Source organism: Shewanella sp. Shew256 (assembly GCF_002196695.1).
Lineage (GTDB): Bacteria > Pseudomonadota > Gammaproteobacteria > Enterobacterales > Shewanellaceae > Shewanella > Shewanella mangrovisoli.
Map to the genome: position 1 here is coordinate 42,705 of NZ_NAJR01000007.1, position 19,523 is coordinate 62,227.

Below are 19,523 nucleotides of genomic sequence, written 5' to 3' on the forward strand. Positions count from 1 at the left end.
GTTTACCTCAACCAATGGAGTCCTGACAGCCTAAACCCGCATCAAGCATTTCAACTAAGGCTTGTACGTGCAAAATGCCACACATTTGTTCTTTCACTACACCAGCTAACCAAGGACGTTTCCCCGCTTTGCTGCGCCAGTTTACTTGCGATTTATTAATTTTTACTGCATTAACGAGAGACTCACAAGCTAATCCCCAATTACTGCCTTCTAATAATACAAGATATTGATAATTTACCGATTGCGCCAGTTTATCCGTGTATTTTTCTGGCATCACCCATGCACAGGTATCAACCAGATTTAACTGCTCTTCCCTATGGGTTTGCACTCCTAAAAACCAAGAAGGGCGACCGATAATATGATTAATTCGCTCAACCTTAACGATCCCACCAAGACTCACTAAAGGCACTGCTAAGGTTAACCCTGCCACTTTAAAGAATAGTACTTGAAACTCATCATCGAGTACTTCTTGTAGGTCTTTTGTGATACTTGGAGGGGCAAACCCCACCTGAGTCTCGGGTGTTGTCTCAATGATTATCTCGTCATCTACGACTGCGGATGGCTGCTCAATGGTTACGTTAGCGTCGTTTTGCGTTGCGCCAGACGAAGTATTCTCGTCATGAGCCACCTCTTGAACTTGAACCACTTCAGGTGCAACCTCGGCCATGGCCTCAGCTGGCTTGTCCGCAACCGTCTTTAATACCGGCGCAAGGAGTTTTTCCAAGGCCTGTTTATTAACTAAAGGCGTTGGCTCCTCAAGGTGAGGTACACTGCTGGCAGACTTTGCCTTCTGCGGCTGCACTTCGGCAGCAATGGTCACGCTCGCGTGCACTTTAGCCTGACTGTGCTCGGCTAAAATGGCATCATCGAGCAATTGTGCTTCATTTTTTTTCCCTGCCAACGGAACCGCAGCCTCGTTTCGAGGCGCATTTGGGGAAGCTACAGTTTTACTGTCTTCTTCATGCAGCAATAATTCAAAAAAATCAAAAACAGTTTCATCAACCGATTTTGACATGACCAAACTCCCCAGCTAAAAGAAAATCCAATAATCGCTCGTAAGCTTTTACGCCACGACTGCCGCTTGCATAATGGGAAGCGGGTAAATGTGCCAAACTGGCGTCTCTAAACTTAGTATCTACGGGGATCACATCTCGCCAAAGGCTGTCGCCATATTGTTCACTCAGCACCTGCAAGGCTGCAGGTGATGCCTTGGTACGTTTATCGTACATAGTGGGTACGACGGTATAGCTATAACGGGTTTTCTTTGAGCGTCCCATGATTTCCATGGTTTTCACCATGCGTTCGAGCCCTTTAATGGCCAAAAACTCGGTTTGCACGGGGATCACTATGTGTTGACTGGCCGCCAGTGCGTTCACCATTAATACCCCTAACACGGGTGGGCAGTCCACAATCGCCACATCGTATTCATCGGCAACCAGTGCCAATAAATTACGCAGCACCAACCCCATGCCCTCTTGATGTCCGAGCGCTCGGTCTAACGTGGCTAACGCCATCGTAGCGGGCAGTAAATCTAAGCCATCGACTAAGGTGGGCACTATGTGGGACTTCACTAAGTCAGTCGTCAAACCCTTATGTGCCACAAACACGTCAAATAGCGAACCAGGAACCTCTTCAGAGTCAATGCCAAGGTAATAACCAAGCGATGCATGGGGATCGGTATCAATCATCAGTACACGTTTACCCCGTTTAGCGAGCGCGCCGGCTAAACTGGCTACTGAAGTGGTTTTTCCAACCCCACCTTTTTGGTTCGCAATGGTCCAGACTTTCAAAGAACTGACCTCTTTAATGTTGATTCTCGGCTATTCATATGCAGGTTTGCGTAACACAAACATTACTCGCCTTCCCTCGTGGTGACTCTAATGCCACCATTAGGCAAACTAATCACTTTCACCCCATCGGCATTTTCTGAAATCACCACAGGCACATTATTCGATTGAGATTGCGCTGCCGTCGATAGGACAGATGAGGTCTCTGGCCGCAATAATTCAGGCACAGGATCTACCGTGGCTTGCTGCAACGGTTTATCATCAGCTGGTTTCTCGAGCGTTGGCGGAATTTTCGTTTCGGGTGCCGAAAAAGTCTCGGGGCCTAAAGTCACCGCCTTTTGCTCTCCGGGTGAAGCCAGCTTTAACATCGCTTTGGTTTGATCCGGATGGGAAGCGAGCCAAGACGCAATCGCCTGAGCTTGTTCATCCGGTACCATAAGCAAAATCTGTGTCGATTCTAATCGCTTTACATCATCGCGTAATGCCATGATTTTTCGATGATAATCGAGACTTAACGCGGCTAGGCACAATATAGCGATTGCCATTAACACAATGATAAGCAGCATATTTGTGCTTATCTGTGTCTTGGACTTAGCCACGCGCAGACTCTTTTAAAATCGACTCAGCCATATTGTCCAGCGAAATAGACTGAGTAGCGATACCGGCACTGGCCACCGCCTGCGGCATACCATAAACCACACAACTCGCTTCATCCTGTGCCCAAATGGTCGCGCCCGCGGATTTCAGCATACGCGCACCTTCGCGGCCGTCGGCTCCCATTCCTGTCAACACTACCGCCAGCACATCACCGCCAAAGGCTTTTGAGGCAGAAGCAAAGGTGATATCAACACAGGGCTTGTAATTCATCTCAGCGCTTCCTGCCAACACTTTGACACGGCCCGTGACACCTGTCCGCTCAACCATCATTTGCATCCCGCCAGGCGCTAAATACGCGCATCCTGGACGCAATACATCACCATTCACCGCTTCTTTGACTTCAATCTTACACAAACCATTTAAACGATTCGCAAAGGCTGGCGTAAAGGCCGCTGGCATATGCTGGATAAGCAAAATAGGATGCGGATAATTTGCGGGGAACTGAGTCAAAATTTTCTGCAAAGCAACAGGCCCGCCCGTCGATGTGCCTATCAGCAATAACTTATATTGTTTACCACTTGGACGAATAGATGCAGCATGTGAAGAACGAACTGGTGCAGGCTGCGTATGTGTCGATACCCCACCTAATACTGAACTCGCACTCGAACGAGGTGGCGGCGTTGGTGTGGTAGGACGTACCACAGGACGGAAAATCCGGCGACGACCTAAAGCCTTGACTCTTTGCTGCAATAGCAAAATAGCGTCATCTTTATTGGTCGCGATATCTTCGAATCGCTTAGGTAGAAAATCAAGCGCCCCCGCATCAAGGGCATCAAGCGTGGCCTTGGCACCATCATGGGTCAATGAAGAAAACATCAAGATAGGCGTTGGACACTTCGCCATAATCTCACGGACAGCAGTAATACCATCCATTACAGGCATTTCAATGTCCATTGTAATGACTTGCGGATTAAGTTCGGCAGCCATCTTCACCGCTTCGGCCCCGTTAGAGGCCGTTGCGATCACTTCCAGTTCAGGATCTTGATTGACTATTTCACTAACACGTCGTCTAAAAAAACTTGAGTCATCAACGACTAATACTTTAATGGCCATTCCATTCCTTATTGGAAACTAACTTTTATTTTTCGCATAGTGCTTTAATAATCCGGGAACATCCAAGATGAGCGCAATACCACCGTCGGATGTGATTGTCGCCCCCGCCATACCCGGCGTGCCATGCAACAATGCCCCTAGAGGTTTAATCACCACTTCTTCTTGCCCAATTAAAGCATCGACAACAAAACCAATTTGCATCATTCCCAGCTGTACAATCACCACATGACCGTGTTTTTTGTCGCCATGTTTAAAGCTGGTTCTATTGCGATGTAACCACTGCTCCAGATAGAACAGCGGTACGGCCTTGTTGCGGACAATGACAGTAAGCTGCCCATCGACAATATTGGTCTTGGTGAGATCGAGATGGAAAATCTCATTCACACTGGATAAAGGCAATGCAAACACCTGCTTGGCAACGTCCACCATTAAGGTCGGCATAATCGCCAAGGTCAGCGGCACTTTAATCTCAAGTATGGTGCCCTTGCCTTTCATCGAGTCGATATGCACCGTACCGTTAAGCTGGGTAATACGGGTTTTCACCACGTCCATCCCAACACCGCGGCCGGAAATATCTGAAATCTCGACTTTAGTCGAGAAACCAGGCGCAAAAATCAGGTTATAAGCTTCACTGTCGGTCATCCGCGCCGCGGTATCCTCATCGAGTACCCCACGCTTGATAGCAATTTGCTTTAACTTTTCAGGATCCATACCTGCGCCATCGTCTTCGATTTTCAGCAGAATATGGTCACCCTCTTGGCTTGCAGACAGGGTAATGGTCCCCGTTCTCGGCTTGCCGCTGGCCTCACGGTCATTGGGCATCTCAATACCGTGATCTACCGAGTTTCGCACTAAGTGCACTAACGGATCAGCGAGCGCCTCAACTAAGTTTTTATCGAGGTCGGTCTCTTCGCCCACGAGGACTAAATCAATTTCTTTATTCAGAGTACGGGCTAAATCGCGTACAACCCGAGGGAAACGACCAAAGACTTTCTTGATGGGTTGCATGCGCGTTTTCATCACAGCGCCCTGCAAATCTGCTGTCACCAAGTCTAAATTCGCTAGCGCCTTAGACATTTCTTCGTCATCACGACTAATGCCTAAACTCAATAAGCGGTTACGCACTAACACTAACTCACCGACCATGTTCATGATTTGGTCGAGTCTCGCGGTATCGACGCGAACAGTTGTCTCGCCTTGAGGTACGTTAGCAGAGGCTGCTGCCGCTGCTTTAGCAGGGGCTTTTTCAGCAACCGCCACATCAGTTTTGGCTTTTACCGCAGGAGGTGTTGCTGGTGCAGCAACACTGGCTTTAGGAGCGGCTGGCGTTGAAGGCGCAGAGGCACTGGTACTTGCTTTCGAAGATTCGACTTTGGCAGTGGTTTTTGCTGGCGCGCCGCCTTTGCCATGTAATTCATCGAGGAGACGCTCGAACTCATCCTCAGTGATTTCGTCCGAATCAACAGCAGGTGCGGCAGGCTTTGGTGCAGCGACAACTGCTTCAGCTTTTGGCTTGGCAGGCTCTTCCACTTTACCTTTAAACTTACCAGAACCGTGCAGCTCATCGAGCAGCGCTTCAAACTCATCATCGGTGATATCATCGCTTGCGCTTGCAGATGTCGCTTGAGGCTTATTTTGCACAGCAGGGGCAGCATCGGCTTGTGGAGCAGAAACTCCGGGACCTTTTCCGGCGCCGTGCAGCGCATCGAGTAATGCTTCAAACTCCGCTTCATCTATTTCATCGATACTGGAATCTGAAAGCTCTGACTTCTCAATCGGCATTTCTTCAACTGCGGCGACTTCAACCACAGTTTCTATGACAGGTTCGGGCTCAGGTTCTGGTTCAGGCAGTGACTCAGCTTCGGCATGACTTTGGCCTGATTCGGAAGGAAGCGGCTCTCCTGAGCTCAGCATTTTTAATTTAGCCAATAATGCAGGATCTGCAGGGTCTTGTTGCTCACCTTGTTGGGTTTGAGCAAACATAGTGTTAATCGCATCGACAGCTTGAAGAATGATGTCCATTAACTCGGCGGAGACACTGCGCTTGCCAGTGCGTAATAAATCGAAGGTGTTTTCTGCTTCGTGACAGACATCCACCATGGGAGTGAGACTAAGGAAACCCGCACCGCCTTTTACAGTATGAAACCCCCTGAAAATGGCATTTAGCAAGTTAGTATCATCAGGATTGTTTTCAAGCGCGACCAGTTGCTCTTGCAGCAACTCAAGAATTTCGCCCGCTTCAATTAAAAAGTCCTGGAGTATCTCTTCATCTACATCAAAGGCCATCAAATTGACTCCCAGTTAGAAACCCAGACTCGATAGCAGATCATCGACTTCATCTTGACCGGTAACGACGTCTTGACGAAGCTCGGCATTCATTATCGGTCCTTCAGCTTCAATATTATTTTTCTGAGTAATCTGACTCTCAATCACGGGTTGCTCACCAAATACTGTCAGCATAGACACCAGATTACTTTCAACTTCCATCACTAGATCGATCACCCGCCGGATCATCTGTCCAGTCAGGTCCTGAAAATCCTGCGCCATCAAAATCTGGTTGAGCAATTCGCGTAAGCGGTTGGAATCCAATTCGCTACGTGACATCAAATGCTGCACATTGTGGCAAAGCGCTTTAAAATCGCTCAGGGCTATTTCACGCCGCATCAACTTATCCCAAGATGGCATCACTTGCTGAATATTCGCCGTTAATGCATTTGCGAGCGGCAAGCACTCTTCTACCGCATCCATGGTTTTATTCGCGGCTTGTTCTGTCATGTCAATGACATAACTTAGCCGTTCCTTAGCATCGGGAATTTCGGTATTCGCGAGTTCAACCAAACGATTGTCAACTTGGAAATCCATTAATGCGCTATGAAGTTGTCTAGTCAATTTGCCAACTTCATCAAAGAGCTCCCTTTGGAGTGGAGCCGCGAGTTCCCTAAATAAATCATCTGCTTGAGCTTGTTCATTCGCGCTTAATAATTCAACTAAACGCTGAGCCTTCTCGAGCGTAATGAGCCCTGATGTTTGTGACTTCATAGCTCATCCTTGCTTAAGCGAGTCGTTCGAATATTTTATCTAACTTCTCTTTTAGTGTTGCTGCGGTAAAAGGCTTAACCACATAGCCGTTAACACCGGCTTGTGCGGCAGCAATAATTTGTTCACGTTTTGCTTCGGCGGTAACCATTAACACGGGCAAATGTTTTAGGGAATCATCAGCTCTAATAGCCTTAAGCAAATCAATACCCTGCATACCTGGCATATTCCAGTCTGTCACGACAAAATCAAAGTCGCCCTTCTGTAGCATAGGCAACGCGGTTGAGCCGTCGTCTGCTTCTTGGGTATTGTTAAATCCCAAGTCTCGCAACAAGTTCTTGATGATACGTCTCATTGTCGAAAAGTCATCAACGATGAGAATCTTCATATTCTTGTCCAAGGTTTCCTCCGGTGAGCTGACATTCTGTGCTCAATAAATAATTATACTTATGTCCAATGCTTGAGTTTGCCTTTGAGTCGCAACATTGCCTGACTTAATATCTGGCTAACTCGCGACTCGCTCACCTCAAGAATGGCGCCAATTTCTTTTAAATTCAATGCTTCATCGTAGTATAACGATAGCACTAGCGCATCTCTTTCGGGCAATAATTTTATCGCCTCTACTAGTGCTGAATGAAACTGGGTCTCTGCTAGTGCTTCAAATGTACCATCACTCACATTATCGCTCGGAGTGAGTATATCCTGTGATACGCCTAAGTCTTCTATCCCTATGATTTTACCAACAGAAACATCGTTAAGAATATGATGGTACTCATCGAGCGTCATATCAAGTTTTTCTGCAATTTCTGTGTCGCGTGCATCACGACCCAACACTTGCTCTAACTCATCAATGGCTTGAGCAACTCGACGATTATTACGATGAACGGAACGGGGAACCCAATCGCCACGACGGATCTCATCCAACATGGCGCCACGGATCCGTATGCCGGCGAAGGTTTCAAACTTTGCACCTTTGCCACCATCAAACTTGGATGATGCTTCTAACAACCCCATCATCCCCGCTTGAAGCAAGTCATCGAGCTGCACTGAGGCAGGTAATCTGGCGAGCAAGTGATGTGCAATTCTTTTAACCAACGGTGCATACTGTTCAACGATTGACGTTTTACTGTCTAAACAAGTATACGCTGCGGCTTTATTCACTCGTTTTTTCCTCTTGAAAATCTGGTCGCTGAACTAAACGCTCAACGAAAAACTCCAAATGCCCACCAGGTTGCTGTGGTACTGGCCAGCTCATAATTTTATTCGCTAGGCCATGGTACGCTATCGCAGCTGGAGACTTAGGATAAGCCTCAACCACTAACTTTTGTTTACGCACTGATTTGCGAAGGTTTTCATCAAACGGAATGGTCGCAACCAGTTCAAGTGCCACGTCCAAGAATCTGTCGGTCACTTTACTGAGTTTAGCAAACAATTCCATACCTTCGCGTAAACTGCGCACCATATTCGCAACAATTTTAAAGCGGAAAACACCGTGTTCACGGCTGAGAATTTTGATCAACGCATAAGCGTCAGTGATGGAGGTTGGCTCGTCACATACCACGACTAGTACATCCTGTGACGCACGGGAGAAACTGAGCACCATGTCTGAAATCCCCGCGGCAGTATCCACGATGAGAATATCAAACTGGGTACGCATCTCACTGAAAGCACGAATTAAACCTGCATGTTGTGCGGGGCTCAATTCTACCATGCCTTGAGTACCCGAGGTCGCGGGGACAATGCCTATGCCCTTGGGACCACGGACAATAATATCATCCAGCTCAGCATCGCCTGAGAGTACATGGGAAAGGTTACGTTCAGCACGGATCCCTAACATGACATCGACGTTTGCCAAGCCTAAGTCGGCATCAAGCACTAAGACACGCTTGCCCTTTTCGGCTAATGCTACAGCGGTATTGATGGACACACTGGTTTTACCCACGCCACCTTTACCACCCGTAACCGCGATTACTTTCACTTTTTCGTTATAGGGTTGATTCATCATACGTAAACCACTTGCTTGATCCAGGGTCATAACTCTACTCAAATGCACAGGTCATATTATCTGACCACGCTGTGTCTGGTAACGATTGTTCTTCAGTGTTTTCTAAGGCCGCTAATGCCTGCTCAGCGAGCAGTAAGGTATCGGCGACTTTCATATCTTCGGGCACTCGCTGCCCATCCGTAACATAACTTAATGGCAACCCACTTTGGATCAACACACTTAATGCGCCCGCTAAAGACACGGATTCATCGAGTTTTGTGAGTACAACACCAGATAAGGGAATGCGTTTAAAGTGATTTACAGCATCTTGCAGCACGCGGCGCTGTCCTGTGGCAGACAGTACCAGATAACTGCGGATAGGTATTCTGCTATTTGCAGTTAAATTATCAAGTTGCTGGTAAAGCCGCATATCTCGTTGACCCATACCCGCGGTATCTATCAATACTAGCTTGCGATTTCTGAACTGATACAGAATTTGCTCCAGTTCAGCAAGGTCATGGGCTTGTTTGACTGGACAACCCATAATTTTGCCATAGGTGGCCAATTGCTCATAGGCGCCAATACGATAATGGTCTGTGGTAATCAAAGCCACTTGATCCGCACCATGATGGGCGGCGAAACGAGCCGCTAATTTCGCTAAAGAAGTGGTTTTGCCTACACCCGTTGGGCCAACCAGCGCTACAACACCACCTTGCTTAACGATATCATCACCTTGGTTATCAAGCATATTCGCTAGACTTTGTGGCAGTGCACGAACTAATTCTGCAGGGGTATAGTGTTGACTGAGCGCCGCTAACTTGTTCGCGACAGCTGGAGAAAACTCGGCTTCCAGCAACTTTGACTCCAGCATGGCACCGACAGGGTCGATACGTTTTTTATGCTCAGTCATCAATGCTGAAACCTGATGGGTCAACAAATTACGTAAGGATGATAATTCATCGCGCATGGCTTCGAGATCCGCATTTTGTTTTGGCGAGCTCTGCGGTTTCTTATCGAAGGGATTGCCCATATCGCGACGCTCAGCTTTAGGTGCCACAGGTGCTTGTAATCCTTTAGCCCACGCAGGCAGTTCGGCGTCTTGCTGTTGATGGGTGAGCTGTTGGTTTAAACGGCTTTGTTGCTTCTCGAGCAATGCTTGGAGAGAGTCCGCTGGCGCCGATGGTTTTAACTTAGTTTCAGCGCGAATCGGCGCTTTAGCACCGAGCGAAACTAAGTCATCACTCACATCCATAAAGGTCGGAGCCGCAGCAGGCGCCTTCGCTTTGGGCTCGTCATAGTCAACGGCAGCCACAATCTCAATGCCACCGTTCACTTTTTTATTTGACATAATCACGGCATCGGAGCCGAGCGTGTCCTTCACTTGGGCCAGTGCAGCACGCATGTCTTTGGCAAAAAAACGTTTAATCTTCACTTATGCGTCCTCTACTGGCCGACGGCAGACACTATGCGTATTTGCTTTTCATCGGGGATTTCTTGGTAAGAAATCACTCTGAGATTAGGAATAGTATATTTAACAAAGCGAGACAGTGTCGCACGTAACATACCTGACGTTAGCAAAATAGCCGGCTGACCAACCATTTCTTGCTTTTGAGCGGCATCCGCTAAGGATTGCTGCATACGCTCCGCAAGACCGGGCTCGATATTAGGACCATCGCCACCGGTTGCCTGCATCGACTGATGCAACATCTGTTCCAACTCTGGCGCCAAAGTTATGACAGGTATTTCGAGTTCAGGACCGGAGATCTCTTGAACTATCATGCGCTTCAATGCGATACGCACCGCGGCCGTTAATACTTCAGTATCGTTACTCTTAGTGCCGTATTCTAACAAAGTTTGCACTATGGTACGCAAGTCTCTGACAGAAACTCCTTCATTTAATAGGTTTTGCATCACTTTTACGACATTTCCGAGCGGCATCACATCAGGAATAAAGCCATCCACCAGCTTAGGCGAATGCTTGGCAAGCATATCCATCAGTTGTTGCACTTCTTCGTAGCCTAAGAGTTTCGCCGCGTTATTCGTCAATATTTGGCTGATATGGGTTGCCACCACTGTCGCGGCATCCACCACGGTATAACCTAAGGTTTGTGCATGTTCACGCAGCTCTGGGGCAATCCAAACCGCTTCGAGACCAAAGGCAGGATCACGCGTTTCGATACCATCGAGCTTGCCATAAACTTGACCAGGGTTGATGGCGAGTTCGCAGTCATGGCGAATATCCGCCTCTCCAACCACCACGCCCATTAACGAGATGCGGTAGGCATTGGGTGATAAATCGAGGTTGTCACGAATATGTACCGCAGGCACCAAGAAGCCCAGTTCTTGAGAAAGTTTTTTACGTACTCCTTTGATCCGGCTCAGTAATTCACCACCTTGCCCCTTATCGACCAATGGGATCAAACGATAACCCACTTCCAGACCGATAGTGTCAACGTGGTGCACATCGTCCCAGCTAAGTTCTTTAGGTTCTCTTTCGGCTCTTTCAGTTGGGCCCGTTTTGACTTGCTCAAGGGCTTTGGCACGTTTGGCTTCATTACGTTTAAATATAAAGTAAGCGGCACCACCTGTGATCACGGCAAAGCTTAAAAACGCCATGTGTGGCATGCCTGGCACAATACCCATGACAAAGAGTACGCCAGCCGCAATACTGAGTGACTTGTGACTGTCAAACATCTGACTAATCAACATCTGGCCCATATCGCCAGATTCATTTTGACGGGTCACCATCAACGCCGCAGCAATTGACAACAACAGGCCGGGGATTTGTGCGACGAGACCGTCACCAATGGTTAACAGGGTATAAATTTCAACGGCTTGGGAGAATGTCAAACCGTGCTGCACAATCCCGATAATAAACCCACCGAGAATGTTGATAACCAAGATCATGATACCGGCAATCGCATCGCCCTTTACAAACTTAGACGCACCGTCCATCGCGCCATAGAAGTCGGCTTCGCGGGTCACCTCGGCGCGTCTGGTTCTGGCTTGATCCTGATTAATAATACCTGCGTTCAAGTCGGCATCGATGGCCATTTGCTTACCGGGCATCGCATCTAAGGTAAAGCGAGCACTCACCTCGGCAATACGGCCAGCACCTTTAGTCACAACGGCAAAGTTGATAATAATCAAGATTATAAATACAACTAGACCCACTGCATAGTTACCGCCAATGACCACGGAGCCGAAGGCCTCAATCACCTTACCGGCGGCATCACCACCATTGTGACCTTCGAGTAATACTACACGGGTCGATGCCACGTTAAGTGCGAGTCGCAGCAATGTCGCGACTAATAAAACAGTTGGAAAAGCAGCAAAGTCTAAGGGTCTGTCGGTATAAATCGCGACAAGAAGAACAATCAAAGCCAAGGCAATGTTAAAGGAGAATAAAACGTCGAGTAGAAATGGCGGGATAGGCAATACAATCATAGCCAATGCCGCAAGCACTAGCATTGGCGTACCTATGCCCTTGAAAGAGCTCAGTTTCAACTGTTTTACTTGGCCTAGGGAGGCTTTAACATCCATTCACAGATACCTAAACTTTGACGTATAACAGCCTGGAAGCAAAAAGCGCGCCAACCGCTAACAGTTCAAGTTATGGTTTTATCTCTGTGAACTATCTCTTCGTTAACCTAACACTTAACTAGTGCTTCAGCTCGTCAGGAATGGGTTGATTAGCAGGGATTGGAATAGGTTTACGACCACGACCTTTTTGGTACTGGCGTAACTGGAACACATAAGCCAGTACCTGTGCCACCGCAGTAAATAGGCCCTCAGGGATCTGCTGCTCAAGTTTAGTGGTGTGATAAATGGCCCGCGCAAGCGGTGGTGCAGAGACAATCGCAATGTTATGTGCCCTTGCCACCTCGCGGATTTTAAACGCCACTTCGTCGACGCCTTTAGCGATCACAAAAGGCGCTGCAGAGCGCTTCACATCGTATTTAATGGCCACCGCATAATGCTCAGGGTTCACCACAATCACATCCGCATTGGGCACTTCGGCCATCATGCGCCGCTGCGCTAACTCACGCTGCATTTGCCGTACTCGCCCTTTGACCTCGGGTTTACCTTCGGTATCTTTATACTCGTCTTTGACTTCCTGCTTAGTCATTTTCAGCTGTTTGTTGTGGTTCCAGATCTGAAACGGCACATCGATGACCACTATGACTAAGACGGAGGAGCAAAGCAGAATGAACATCCACACCAATAAATCCAGCGCATGATGGACGTTACCGGGGAGATGATCGGCAGACAGGAGCAGAATATCGTTAAAATAATGACTGAGTAGCAAATAAGCCGCGATTGCTACCACGGAGAACTTAGCAATCCCTTTGGTTAATTCAACCAAGGCCTGCACACCAAACATCCGCTTAAAGCCTGCAATCGGGCTCATCTTACTGGCTTTAGGCATCATGGCTTGGGTGGAGAAATTCATCCCGCCAAGGGATACGTTACCGATAAATGCCACCACCACAATCAGTAACATAATCTTGAGTAACGGCCAGCCAATCTCGCTCCCCACGACGCCCCATACATTAAACATCTGGTTCGTATCGAAAATCGCAGCGCGCTCCATGGTAAATACACGCTCGAATACGTTGGATAAGGCTTTCGCAATTCCAGGTCCGAGCATATATAAGCCAGTCGCCGCCGAGAGTAACACGGTCGCAGTACCTAACTCTTTTGAACGGGCTACCTGCCCTTTTTCTCGCGCCTGTTCGAGGCGCCTCCCGGTGGGTTCCTCGCTGCGTTCGCCGCTACTTTCTTCAGCCATTACGCGTTCCTATCCGGTTAGAATATGCCATTGGCTTGGCACTGAAGCCCTAAAATATCACACAGCAAAAGCTGTGCCGACGCCCAGACTTCTTCGAAATGGGCCATTACGGGAGTCAAGGTCAACCATAAAATCAGCAGTCCACCAATCATAGTGATGGGGAAACCTATCGAGAAAATGTTCAGCTGCGGCGCGGCGCGGGTCATGACCCCAAAGGATAAGTTAACGAGTAGTAAGGCAATAATCGCCGAGAGCGACATAGTCAGTGCCGCGCCAAACATATAGGAGCCCCATTCCGCTAGCGAGCGATAACTTGTTAAGGTTAATCCTTGATTCGAAATCGGTAAGGTCTCAAAACTGGCGACGAGCATGCGGATCATCAACAGGTGTCCATCGACGGCGAGAAAAATCAACGTCGCGAGTAACAAGAAGAAATTACCTATCACTGGTGTTTGTTGACCAGATCCAGGGTCGACCATAGAGGCAAAACCTAAACTGGTTTGCATACCAATGATCTGGCCCGTTAACACAAAGGTTTGCATCACCATTTGGGTCACAAAACCCATGGCGACACCAATAATAATTTGCTGGGCGGTAATAAAAACAGCGCTTAAGGAAAAGAGTTCGGCATCCTTTACGGGCGGCAAAACTGGCGCAATGGTAAGCGTGATGGCAACGGCTAACAGTAAACGTACACGAGTCGGAGTTGTTGTAGCCCCAAACACCACCATGACCATCAACATGCTGGTCACGCGAAACAATGGCCACATGTAAGAGGCGATGGTTTGCATTAAGGTGTCGAGCAGCAGCTCCATGGACTTAACCCACCACTTGGGGAATGCGGTTAACCATTTCGATAAAGAAATCCATCAGGGTTTGCACTAACCAGTGTCCCATGACCATCAAGGCCAGTAAGGTCACTATCAGTCGAGGTAAAAAGCTTAAAGTCTGTTCGTTAATTGAGGTCGCAGCTTGAAACACCGCCACAATTAAGCCAATACCCAGCCCTGGCAGTACGATGGCCGAAACCATCATGACTATCACGGCTAAGGCCTCACGGAAAATATCGATTAGGGCTTCTGGCGTCATCGCGAATCTCCGCTCGTCTAACCAAAGCTATTGGCGAGTGTGCCCATTACTAGGCCCCAGCCGTCGACAAGCACAAACAACATGATCTTAAAGGGTAAAGAGACAATCATCGGCGAGAGCATCATCATACCCATGGCCATCAAGATACTGGCCACCACGAGATCGAGCACTAAGAATGGCACAAACAACATAAACCCAATTTGAAAGGCGGTTTTCAGTTCACTGGTAATAAAAGCTGGCACCAACACGCTCATTGGCGCTTCTTCTGGGGAATTAATGTTTTGATACCCCGAGATATCGATAAAGGTTTTCAGATCTGTGGTACGCACTTGCCCTAACATGAATGCACGTAATGGCTCTTTGCCCTTATCGAAGGCCTGTTGCAGCGTGAGCTGCTCATCAATATAAGGCTTGACCCCTTGGTCATAAATTTTGTCGAACACCGGCGCCATAATGAAAAAGGTCATAAACAGGCTCATACCAATCAAAACTTGGTTAGAGGGTGTCTGTTGTAAACCAATGGCTTGGCGCAAAATCGACAGCACCACTATGATGCGAGTAAAAGAGGTCAACATAATGACCATCGCAGGGATAAAGCTCAGCGAAGTCATTAGTAACAGGATTTGCATGGTCACCGAATATTCGGTCGAACCATCGGCGGCGGTTTTTACGGTTACCGCAGGCAATACACCATCGGCCGCGCCCACCGATGCGGCAAACAACAGGGTACTGACCCCAATTAAGGTGAGTATGTACTTCATCATTGTTTTAATTTCGCCTGCCGTAGCTTGTCCGCAAAGGAAGTGGACTCAATTTCGATAGGCTCAGCTAATTTATCAATTAAATTAACCTGTTGCCCGCTAACGCCCAACAAATACTGCTGTTCACCAACCTGAACGAGTACCAAACGCTCCTTCTGCCCAAGCGATGTTACCGCGAGGGTTTTCAGTACACTGTGATTAGTCGGCACTAAATTAAATCGCCGCAGCAGGTAGGCTAAGGCGAAGATAAGCAATAACACTAAAATAAGACCGCCAAGCATGCTCGCTGCGGCGGCCATTTGCGAGGGTTCTGCCACTTTCGTTGCTGTCGCGGTACTTTCGTTAGCAACGCCAGCAACACTCGCCTGAGTCGCTGCTACTAGACTGAGAATTACCGATGTGCTCATCTCGCTCCTTCAGGCTTCGTGTTTATCGGTGAATTACTTAAGCTTTTTAATCCGCTCAGTTTGACTGATCACATCCGTTAGGCGGATACCAAACTTATCGTTAACCACAACCACTTCGCCATGGGCGATAAGCGTGCCATTGACCATCACATCTAGCGGCTCACCCGCGACCCTGTCCAACTCTACGACAGAACCTTGGTTCAACTGCAGCAGGTTACGAATGCTGATATAGCTGCGACCGACCTCCATCGAGATCGTCACAGGGATATCTAAAATAGTGTCTAGTTTGGCGGCTTCGGCCTTACTAATTGGCTGCGACTCGTCTACCAGCTCGTCAAGGTCAATGGCATTAGCCTCTTCCAATGCCTGCTCGGCCATGGCTGCTGCCCAATCATCATCTGTACTCATCTCACTTCACCTTTATAATTCGGATATGTCTCTGGCTTTGCCTTTACGTGTCACTAATTGCAGTTCGGATTTGACCGTTTCAGGACGTGGGATTTTTTCGTAAATTTTAAGTGCTAGATTATCGCGTGAACGCCCCATTTTACAGCGATACGTCGGTAAGTCTTCGATTTTCATCATAATGTATTCAGGCAGCTCGATTGGAATAATATCCCCGGCCTTGAAGTTCATGACGTCTTTGAGTGTGAGTTCATGCTCAACCACACTGGCATCAAATCCGACTTTCACATCCATAATTTCGTCATGCAGCGCCTGTGACCAACGCATGTCCGTGTCTTGTTTATCACTCTGCACACCGGCATCGAGTAGTTCACGGATAGGTTCAATCATCGAATACGGCATAGTGATATGGAAGTCACCGCCGCCGCCATCCACTTCGATATGGAAGGAGTTAATCACCACCACTTCAGTGGGACTGACGATGTTCGCCATAGCGGGGTTGACTTCGGAGTCTAAATAATCAAACTCCACATCCATCACCGGCGCCCACGCATCTTTATAGTCTTCAAAGATAATCTTAAGCAAAAGTTGCACGATGCGACGTTCGGTCGGGGTAAATTCCCGCCCTTCAATCTTGGCATGGAAACGGCCATCGCCGCCAAAAAAGTTGTCCACCAGAATAAACACTAAACGCGCTTCCATGGTGATCAGTGCCGTACCTTTTAAGGGATGAAAGCGCACCATGTTCAAGCTGGTCGGGACGAATAAGGTGTGTACGTACTCACCAAATTTCAGCATTTGCACGCCGTTAATCGACACTTCGGCCGCACGACGCATCATGTTGAACATGCTGATCCGCAGGTGACGGGCAAAACGCTCATTCACAATCTCGAGCGTGGGCATACGGCCACGCACGATACGGTCTTGGGAGGAAAAGTCGTAGGAGCGAGCTTCCAGCCCCGCGGCATCAAGCTCATTATCCTCTTCGACGTCATCGACTCCGTGTAAGAGCGCATCAATTTCGTCTTGGCTTAATAAATCACTCACAGTATTGTCTTCGCCTCTTTAAGGTGCTGAAGATAAAAGGTTATTGCATTACAAAACCGGTAAAGAGTACTTTCTCAACCACTTTACGTCCGGTCACGGATTGCAAGGTATTTTGCACGCTCAGCAGCGCTAATTGCCGCAATTCATCTTTACCCGCCTGAGTACTCAATTTTTGTACATCGGCGCCACTAAAGGTGGTTAACAGCGCATCTTCAATCAACGGAATATGCTTTTGAGTCAAAACATCATCGTCTTGGCCTCTAACCATCAATTGCACTTTAATTTCAACGAGACGAGCGCGATCTGGCCCAGGGAGATTAAATAAAAAGGGTCGTGGCATTGGTACGTAGGCCGCCATTGCCGCATCGGCGGCAGGAGTGGTTGCCTCAGTAGGCGCAGTCCCTTCGGCCGCTGCTGCAGGGGCTTCATCACTGCTACCGAGGAAAAACCACAGCGCACCACCTATTAATAGTGCCACTAAGACGCCCGCACCGATAAAAATAAACTTCTTCTTACTTTTAGGCGCTTCGGTGCTTTCAAGTTCTAGTGATTCTTCCTTGGCCATTTTATATACTCTTTAATTGGCTAAATGCGGGAATGGATTAGGATGCGGATTATAATCCGCATTATTACTATAGGTTACCTTCTTAAGCGTAATAATCTATACCTGAATTTAAACTAGTTGCTTGATTTAAACCTAAATCTAGCTCTTCTGCCGAGAAATCATCCACATTTCCACCACTCGAACCACCCGCTTCACCAAATCCCCCCTCACGGCGTTGACCTTGGTCACCTTGAGAAACATGACTGTCGGCCAATTGCATGCCTTGTTCCTGTAATAATTCACGCAGGCGGGGAATGGCTTGTTCGACCACATCGCGGGTTTGCGATTGTGTGACATGGAACTGCACTTGTGTCTGGTCGCCATGGACTTGCACTTTAACCAACATATGCCCAAGTTCTGGCGGATCTAAACGGATTTCCGCCTGTTGGATACCCTGGCTTACCATAGTCACCAATTGCTGCTTCATCACAGGTGAAAAGCGCTGGATCATCTCCTGCATTTGGTTTTGAGTTTCTACACCTTGGCGCAAGGAAAGCTGCACTTGCGGAATATCTTGACGCTGGGTTGCTGGCGTTGCCAAAGAATGCAGTGAAGATACTGCTTTAAACTCCACAGGCTTAAACTCGCTGCCCGCCTCTTCGCTGCCAGGACTTAAAGCAGCAACTTGGCTATCTTGCTGCGCATCGAGAGTAACCGCTAGCTTAGCGTCTTTTAGCAAAAAGCCTGCTGAAATCTCGGCGCGGGATGGGTTGTCGGCAGTAAGACTCGGATCTATGGCTGTGGTACCTGATACATTAGTCGCGGCATTAGTGCCTAAGGTATTAAGATCGTTAGCATTAGCGGCTGTGGCTGCATTCGTCGTTAATACATCACTCGCAGAGGCATTGGCCGCTTTAATTGGTGTTTGATTATCAACGACTTGGGACACCATACTTTGGGGTGCTAGAGCTTTATCTGCTGGCTGCGTCGACACATTTATTGCCTTAGCGCCAATTGTTGCACCAAGCTCTGTTGTACCAGGCTCTTTTGCCCCTAACAAAGGTTCACCCTCAATGGGTAAAATATGATTTTCGGGCGGTTTAACGAACTTTTCGCTGCGCAGACCTGAAAGTAGCGCAGCATCATCAATCAAAAGCGAATCATCAACTAAAGCACCTTGAGTATCCGTTTCCGCCACTGTCGCGGCCGCAACCAAAGCATCAACATCAACAGCTGGGATCTGTGGTTCTACACTCTCAGTAGCAGCAACATCAGCCGCGTTCTGTTGTGAGGCTTGCTGCTGTATAAACTTTGCGGTGACTTGCGCAGTATTTTGTCCGGTCGCCTTTGAGGTGACTGACTCAGAGTCTGGTGTTTCAGAACTCACATCCACTTTTGTATTGCCAATGCTTATGTTGGAGACCTCGACAAACTTAGCCATTTCATCGGAAAAAGTGCCGTCAACAATAGAACTGTCGGTCTGAGATGGGTCATCGACTAATAATGAAGATGTAGAGTCTGCGTCCACCGTTGCCGTGATATCGGCCTCAAGCGGCAAAGACTCGCCCGGAGCTGCCGCTTTCTTCATCTCATTTGCCATACCAATCTGGGCGAAAATCAAGCTGATATCGGCTTCATCATCGGTATTGGTATCGTCAGTGCTGGCTTCCGCTTTAGCAGATTTGACGGCCACATCCTGAGATATAGGGGTTTTAGTCGAGGGGGATGATACGGATGTAACTGAAGCCAACGCTGCAGAAAAGTCTTCACTATTAGCATCTTGAGTCAATGCTTTACTCGAGCTAGCGCTGTTTTTCGCGCTTGACGCTAATAGGATGTTGTTCATTTGTTGCATATCAGCTCCTAAACATTCACCCCAAGACATAAAAACATGCGGGCAAACGTCAATTTATGCGGCTTTGGCCATATCTTGCATAAAGCTAGCAAATAAAATGCCAACA

At 48.0% G+C, this 19,523-nt stretch carries 20 protein-coding genes; all 20 read right to left on the bottom strand.

The window, feature by feature from the left end:
- Positions 1-7: 7 nt before the first annotated feature.
- The 20 genes from B5P39_RS14230 to B5P39_RS14325 all read right to left on the bottom strand — a co-directional run bounded on the left by B5P39_RS14230 (position 8) and on the right by B5P39_RS14325 (position 19,417).
- Positions 8-1,015, bottom strand: coding sequence for a chemotaxis protein CheW (locus B5P39_RS14230; RefSeq protein WP_088211979.1), 1,008 nt, complete (start codon positions 1,013-1,015; stop codon positions 8-10).
- Positions 999-1,790 carry a ParA family protein gene (locus B5P39_RS14235; protein WP_088211980.1) on the bottom strand — a complete coding sequence of 264 codons (792 nt, stop codon included), beginning with the start codon at positions 1,788-1,790 and terminating at the stop codon, positions 999-1,001. The genes B5P39_RS14230 and B5P39_RS14235 overlap by 17 nt, the downstream gene beginning before the upstream one ends.
- A gap of 62 nt (positions 1,791-1,852) precedes the next feature.
- Positions 1,853-2,365: a membrane anchored protein in chemotaxis locus gene (locus tag B5P39_RS14240; RefSeq protein ID WP_441347617.1), complete on the bottom strand. Its 513-nt coding sequence runs from the start codon at positions 2,363-2,365 to the stop codon at positions 1,853-1,855.
- 13 nt (positions 2,366-2,378) lie between these two features.
- Positions 2,379-3,497: a protein-glutamate methylesterase/protein-glutamine glutaminase gene (locus B5P39_RS14245; protein WP_088211982.1), complete on the bottom strand. Its 1,119-nt coding sequence runs from the start codon at positions 3,495-3,497 to the stop codon at positions 2,379-2,381.
- A gap of 18 nt (positions 3,498-3,515) precedes the next feature.
- Entirely contained in the window at positions 3,516-5,783 is a 2,268-nt protein-coding gene (locus tag B5P39_RS14250) for a chemotaxis protein CheA (protein ID WP_088211983.1), read from the bottom strand.
- 15 nt (positions 5,784-5,798) lie between these two features.
- The gene (locus B5P39_RS14255; protein ID WP_011622087.1) at positions 5,799-6,536 is read right to left on the bottom strand and encodes a protein phosphatase CheZ; all 738 of its coding nucleotides are present in this window, start codon (positions 6,534-6,536) and stop codon (positions 5,799-5,801) included.
- A 13-nt stretch (positions 6,537-6,549) separates the two neighbouring features.
- Entirely contained in the window at positions 6,550-6,933 is a 384-nt protein-coding gene (cheY, locus tag B5P39_RS14260; RefSeq protein WP_007649667.1) for a chemotaxis response regulator CheY, read from the bottom strand.
- A gap of 47 nt (positions 6,934-6,980) precedes the next feature.
- Positions 6,981-7,694, bottom strand: a complete 714-nt coding sequence (locus B5P39_RS14265; protein ID WP_011622086.1) for an RNA polymerase sigma factor FliA — start codon at positions 7,692-7,694, stop codon at positions 6,981-6,983.
- The gene (locus B5P39_RS14270) at positions 7,687-8,568 is read right to left on the bottom strand and encodes a MinD/ParA family protein (RefSeq protein WP_011622085.1); all 882 of its coding nucleotides are present in this window, start codon (positions 8,566-8,568) and stop codon (positions 7,687-7,689) included. The genes B5P39_RS14265 and B5P39_RS14270 overlap by 8 nt, the downstream gene beginning before the upstream one ends.
- A gap of 4 nt (positions 8,569-8,572) precedes the next feature.
- Complete coding sequence (gene flhF / locus B5P39_RS14275) at positions 8,573-9,949, bottom strand: flagellar biosynthesis protein FlhF (protein ID WP_011622084.1); 1,377 nt, start codon at positions 9,947-9,949, stop codon at positions 8,573-8,575.
- Between the two features lie 11 nt (positions 9,950-9,960).
- Positions 9,961-12,060 (bottom strand): flagellar biosynthesis protein FlhA, encoded by a 2,100-nt coding sequence (gene flhA / locus B5P39_RS14280; protein ID WP_088211984.1) that lies wholly within the window; start codon positions 12,058-12,060, stop codon positions 9,961-9,963.
- A 118-nt stretch (positions 12,061-12,178) separates the two neighbouring features.
- The gene (gene flhB / locus B5P39_RS14285) at positions 12,179-13,309 is read right to left on the bottom strand and encodes a flagellar biosynthesis protein FlhB (protein ID WP_088211985.1); all 1,131 of its coding nucleotides are present in this window, start codon (positions 13,307-13,309) and stop codon (positions 12,179-12,181) included.
- A gap of 17 nt (positions 13,310-13,326) precedes the next feature.
- On the bottom strand, positions 13,327-14,124 hold the full coding sequence (gene fliR, locus B5P39_RS14290) for a flagellar biosynthetic protein FliR (protein WP_088211986.1): 798 nt from the start codon (positions 14,122-14,124) through the stop codon (positions 13,327-13,329).
- Between the two features lie 4 nt (positions 14,125-14,128).
- Positions 14,129-14,398, bottom strand: a complete 270-nt coding sequence (fliQ, locus tag B5P39_RS14295; protein ID WP_011622080.1) for a flagellar biosynthesis protein FliQ — start codon at positions 14,396-14,398, stop codon at positions 14,129-14,131.
- Positions 14,399-14,415: 17 nt separating this feature from the next.
- Positions 14,416-15,162 (bottom strand): flagellar type III secretion system pore protein FliP, encoded by a 747-nt coding sequence (gene fliP, locus B5P39_RS14300; protein ID WP_011622079.1) that lies wholly within the window; start codon positions 15,160-15,162, stop codon positions 14,416-14,418.
- Positions 15,159-15,566, bottom strand: coding sequence for a flagellar biosynthetic protein FliO (fliO, locus tag B5P39_RS14305; protein ID WP_088211987.1), 408 nt, complete (start codon positions 15,564-15,566; stop codon positions 15,159-15,161). Before fliO ends, fliP begins: the two co-directional genes overlap by 4 nt.
- Positions 15,567-15,599: 33 nt before the next feature.
- On the bottom strand, positions 15,600-15,974 hold the full coding sequence (fliN, locus tag B5P39_RS14310) for a flagellar motor switch protein FliN (protein WP_011716424.1): 375 nt from the start codon (positions 15,972-15,974) through the stop codon (positions 15,600-15,602).
- A gap of 12 nt (positions 15,975-15,986) precedes the next feature.
- Positions 15,987-17,018, bottom strand: coding sequence for a flagellar motor switch protein FliM (gene fliM, locus B5P39_RS14315; protein ID WP_011716423.1), 1,032 nt, complete (start codon positions 17,016-17,018; stop codon positions 15,987-15,989).
- 40 nt (positions 17,019-17,058) lie between these two features.
- Entirely contained in the window at positions 17,059-17,583 is a 525-nt protein-coding gene (gene fliL / locus B5P39_RS14320) for a flagellar basal body-associated protein FliL (RefSeq protein WP_088211988.1), read from the bottom strand.
- Positions 17,584-17,665: 82 nt separating this feature from the next.
- Complete coding sequence (locus B5P39_RS14325) at positions 17,666-19,417, bottom strand: flagellar hook-length control protein FliK (RefSeq protein ID WP_088211989.1); 1,752 nt, start codon at positions 19,415-19,417, stop codon at positions 17,666-17,668.
- Positions 19,418-19,523: the final 106 nt, after the last annotated feature.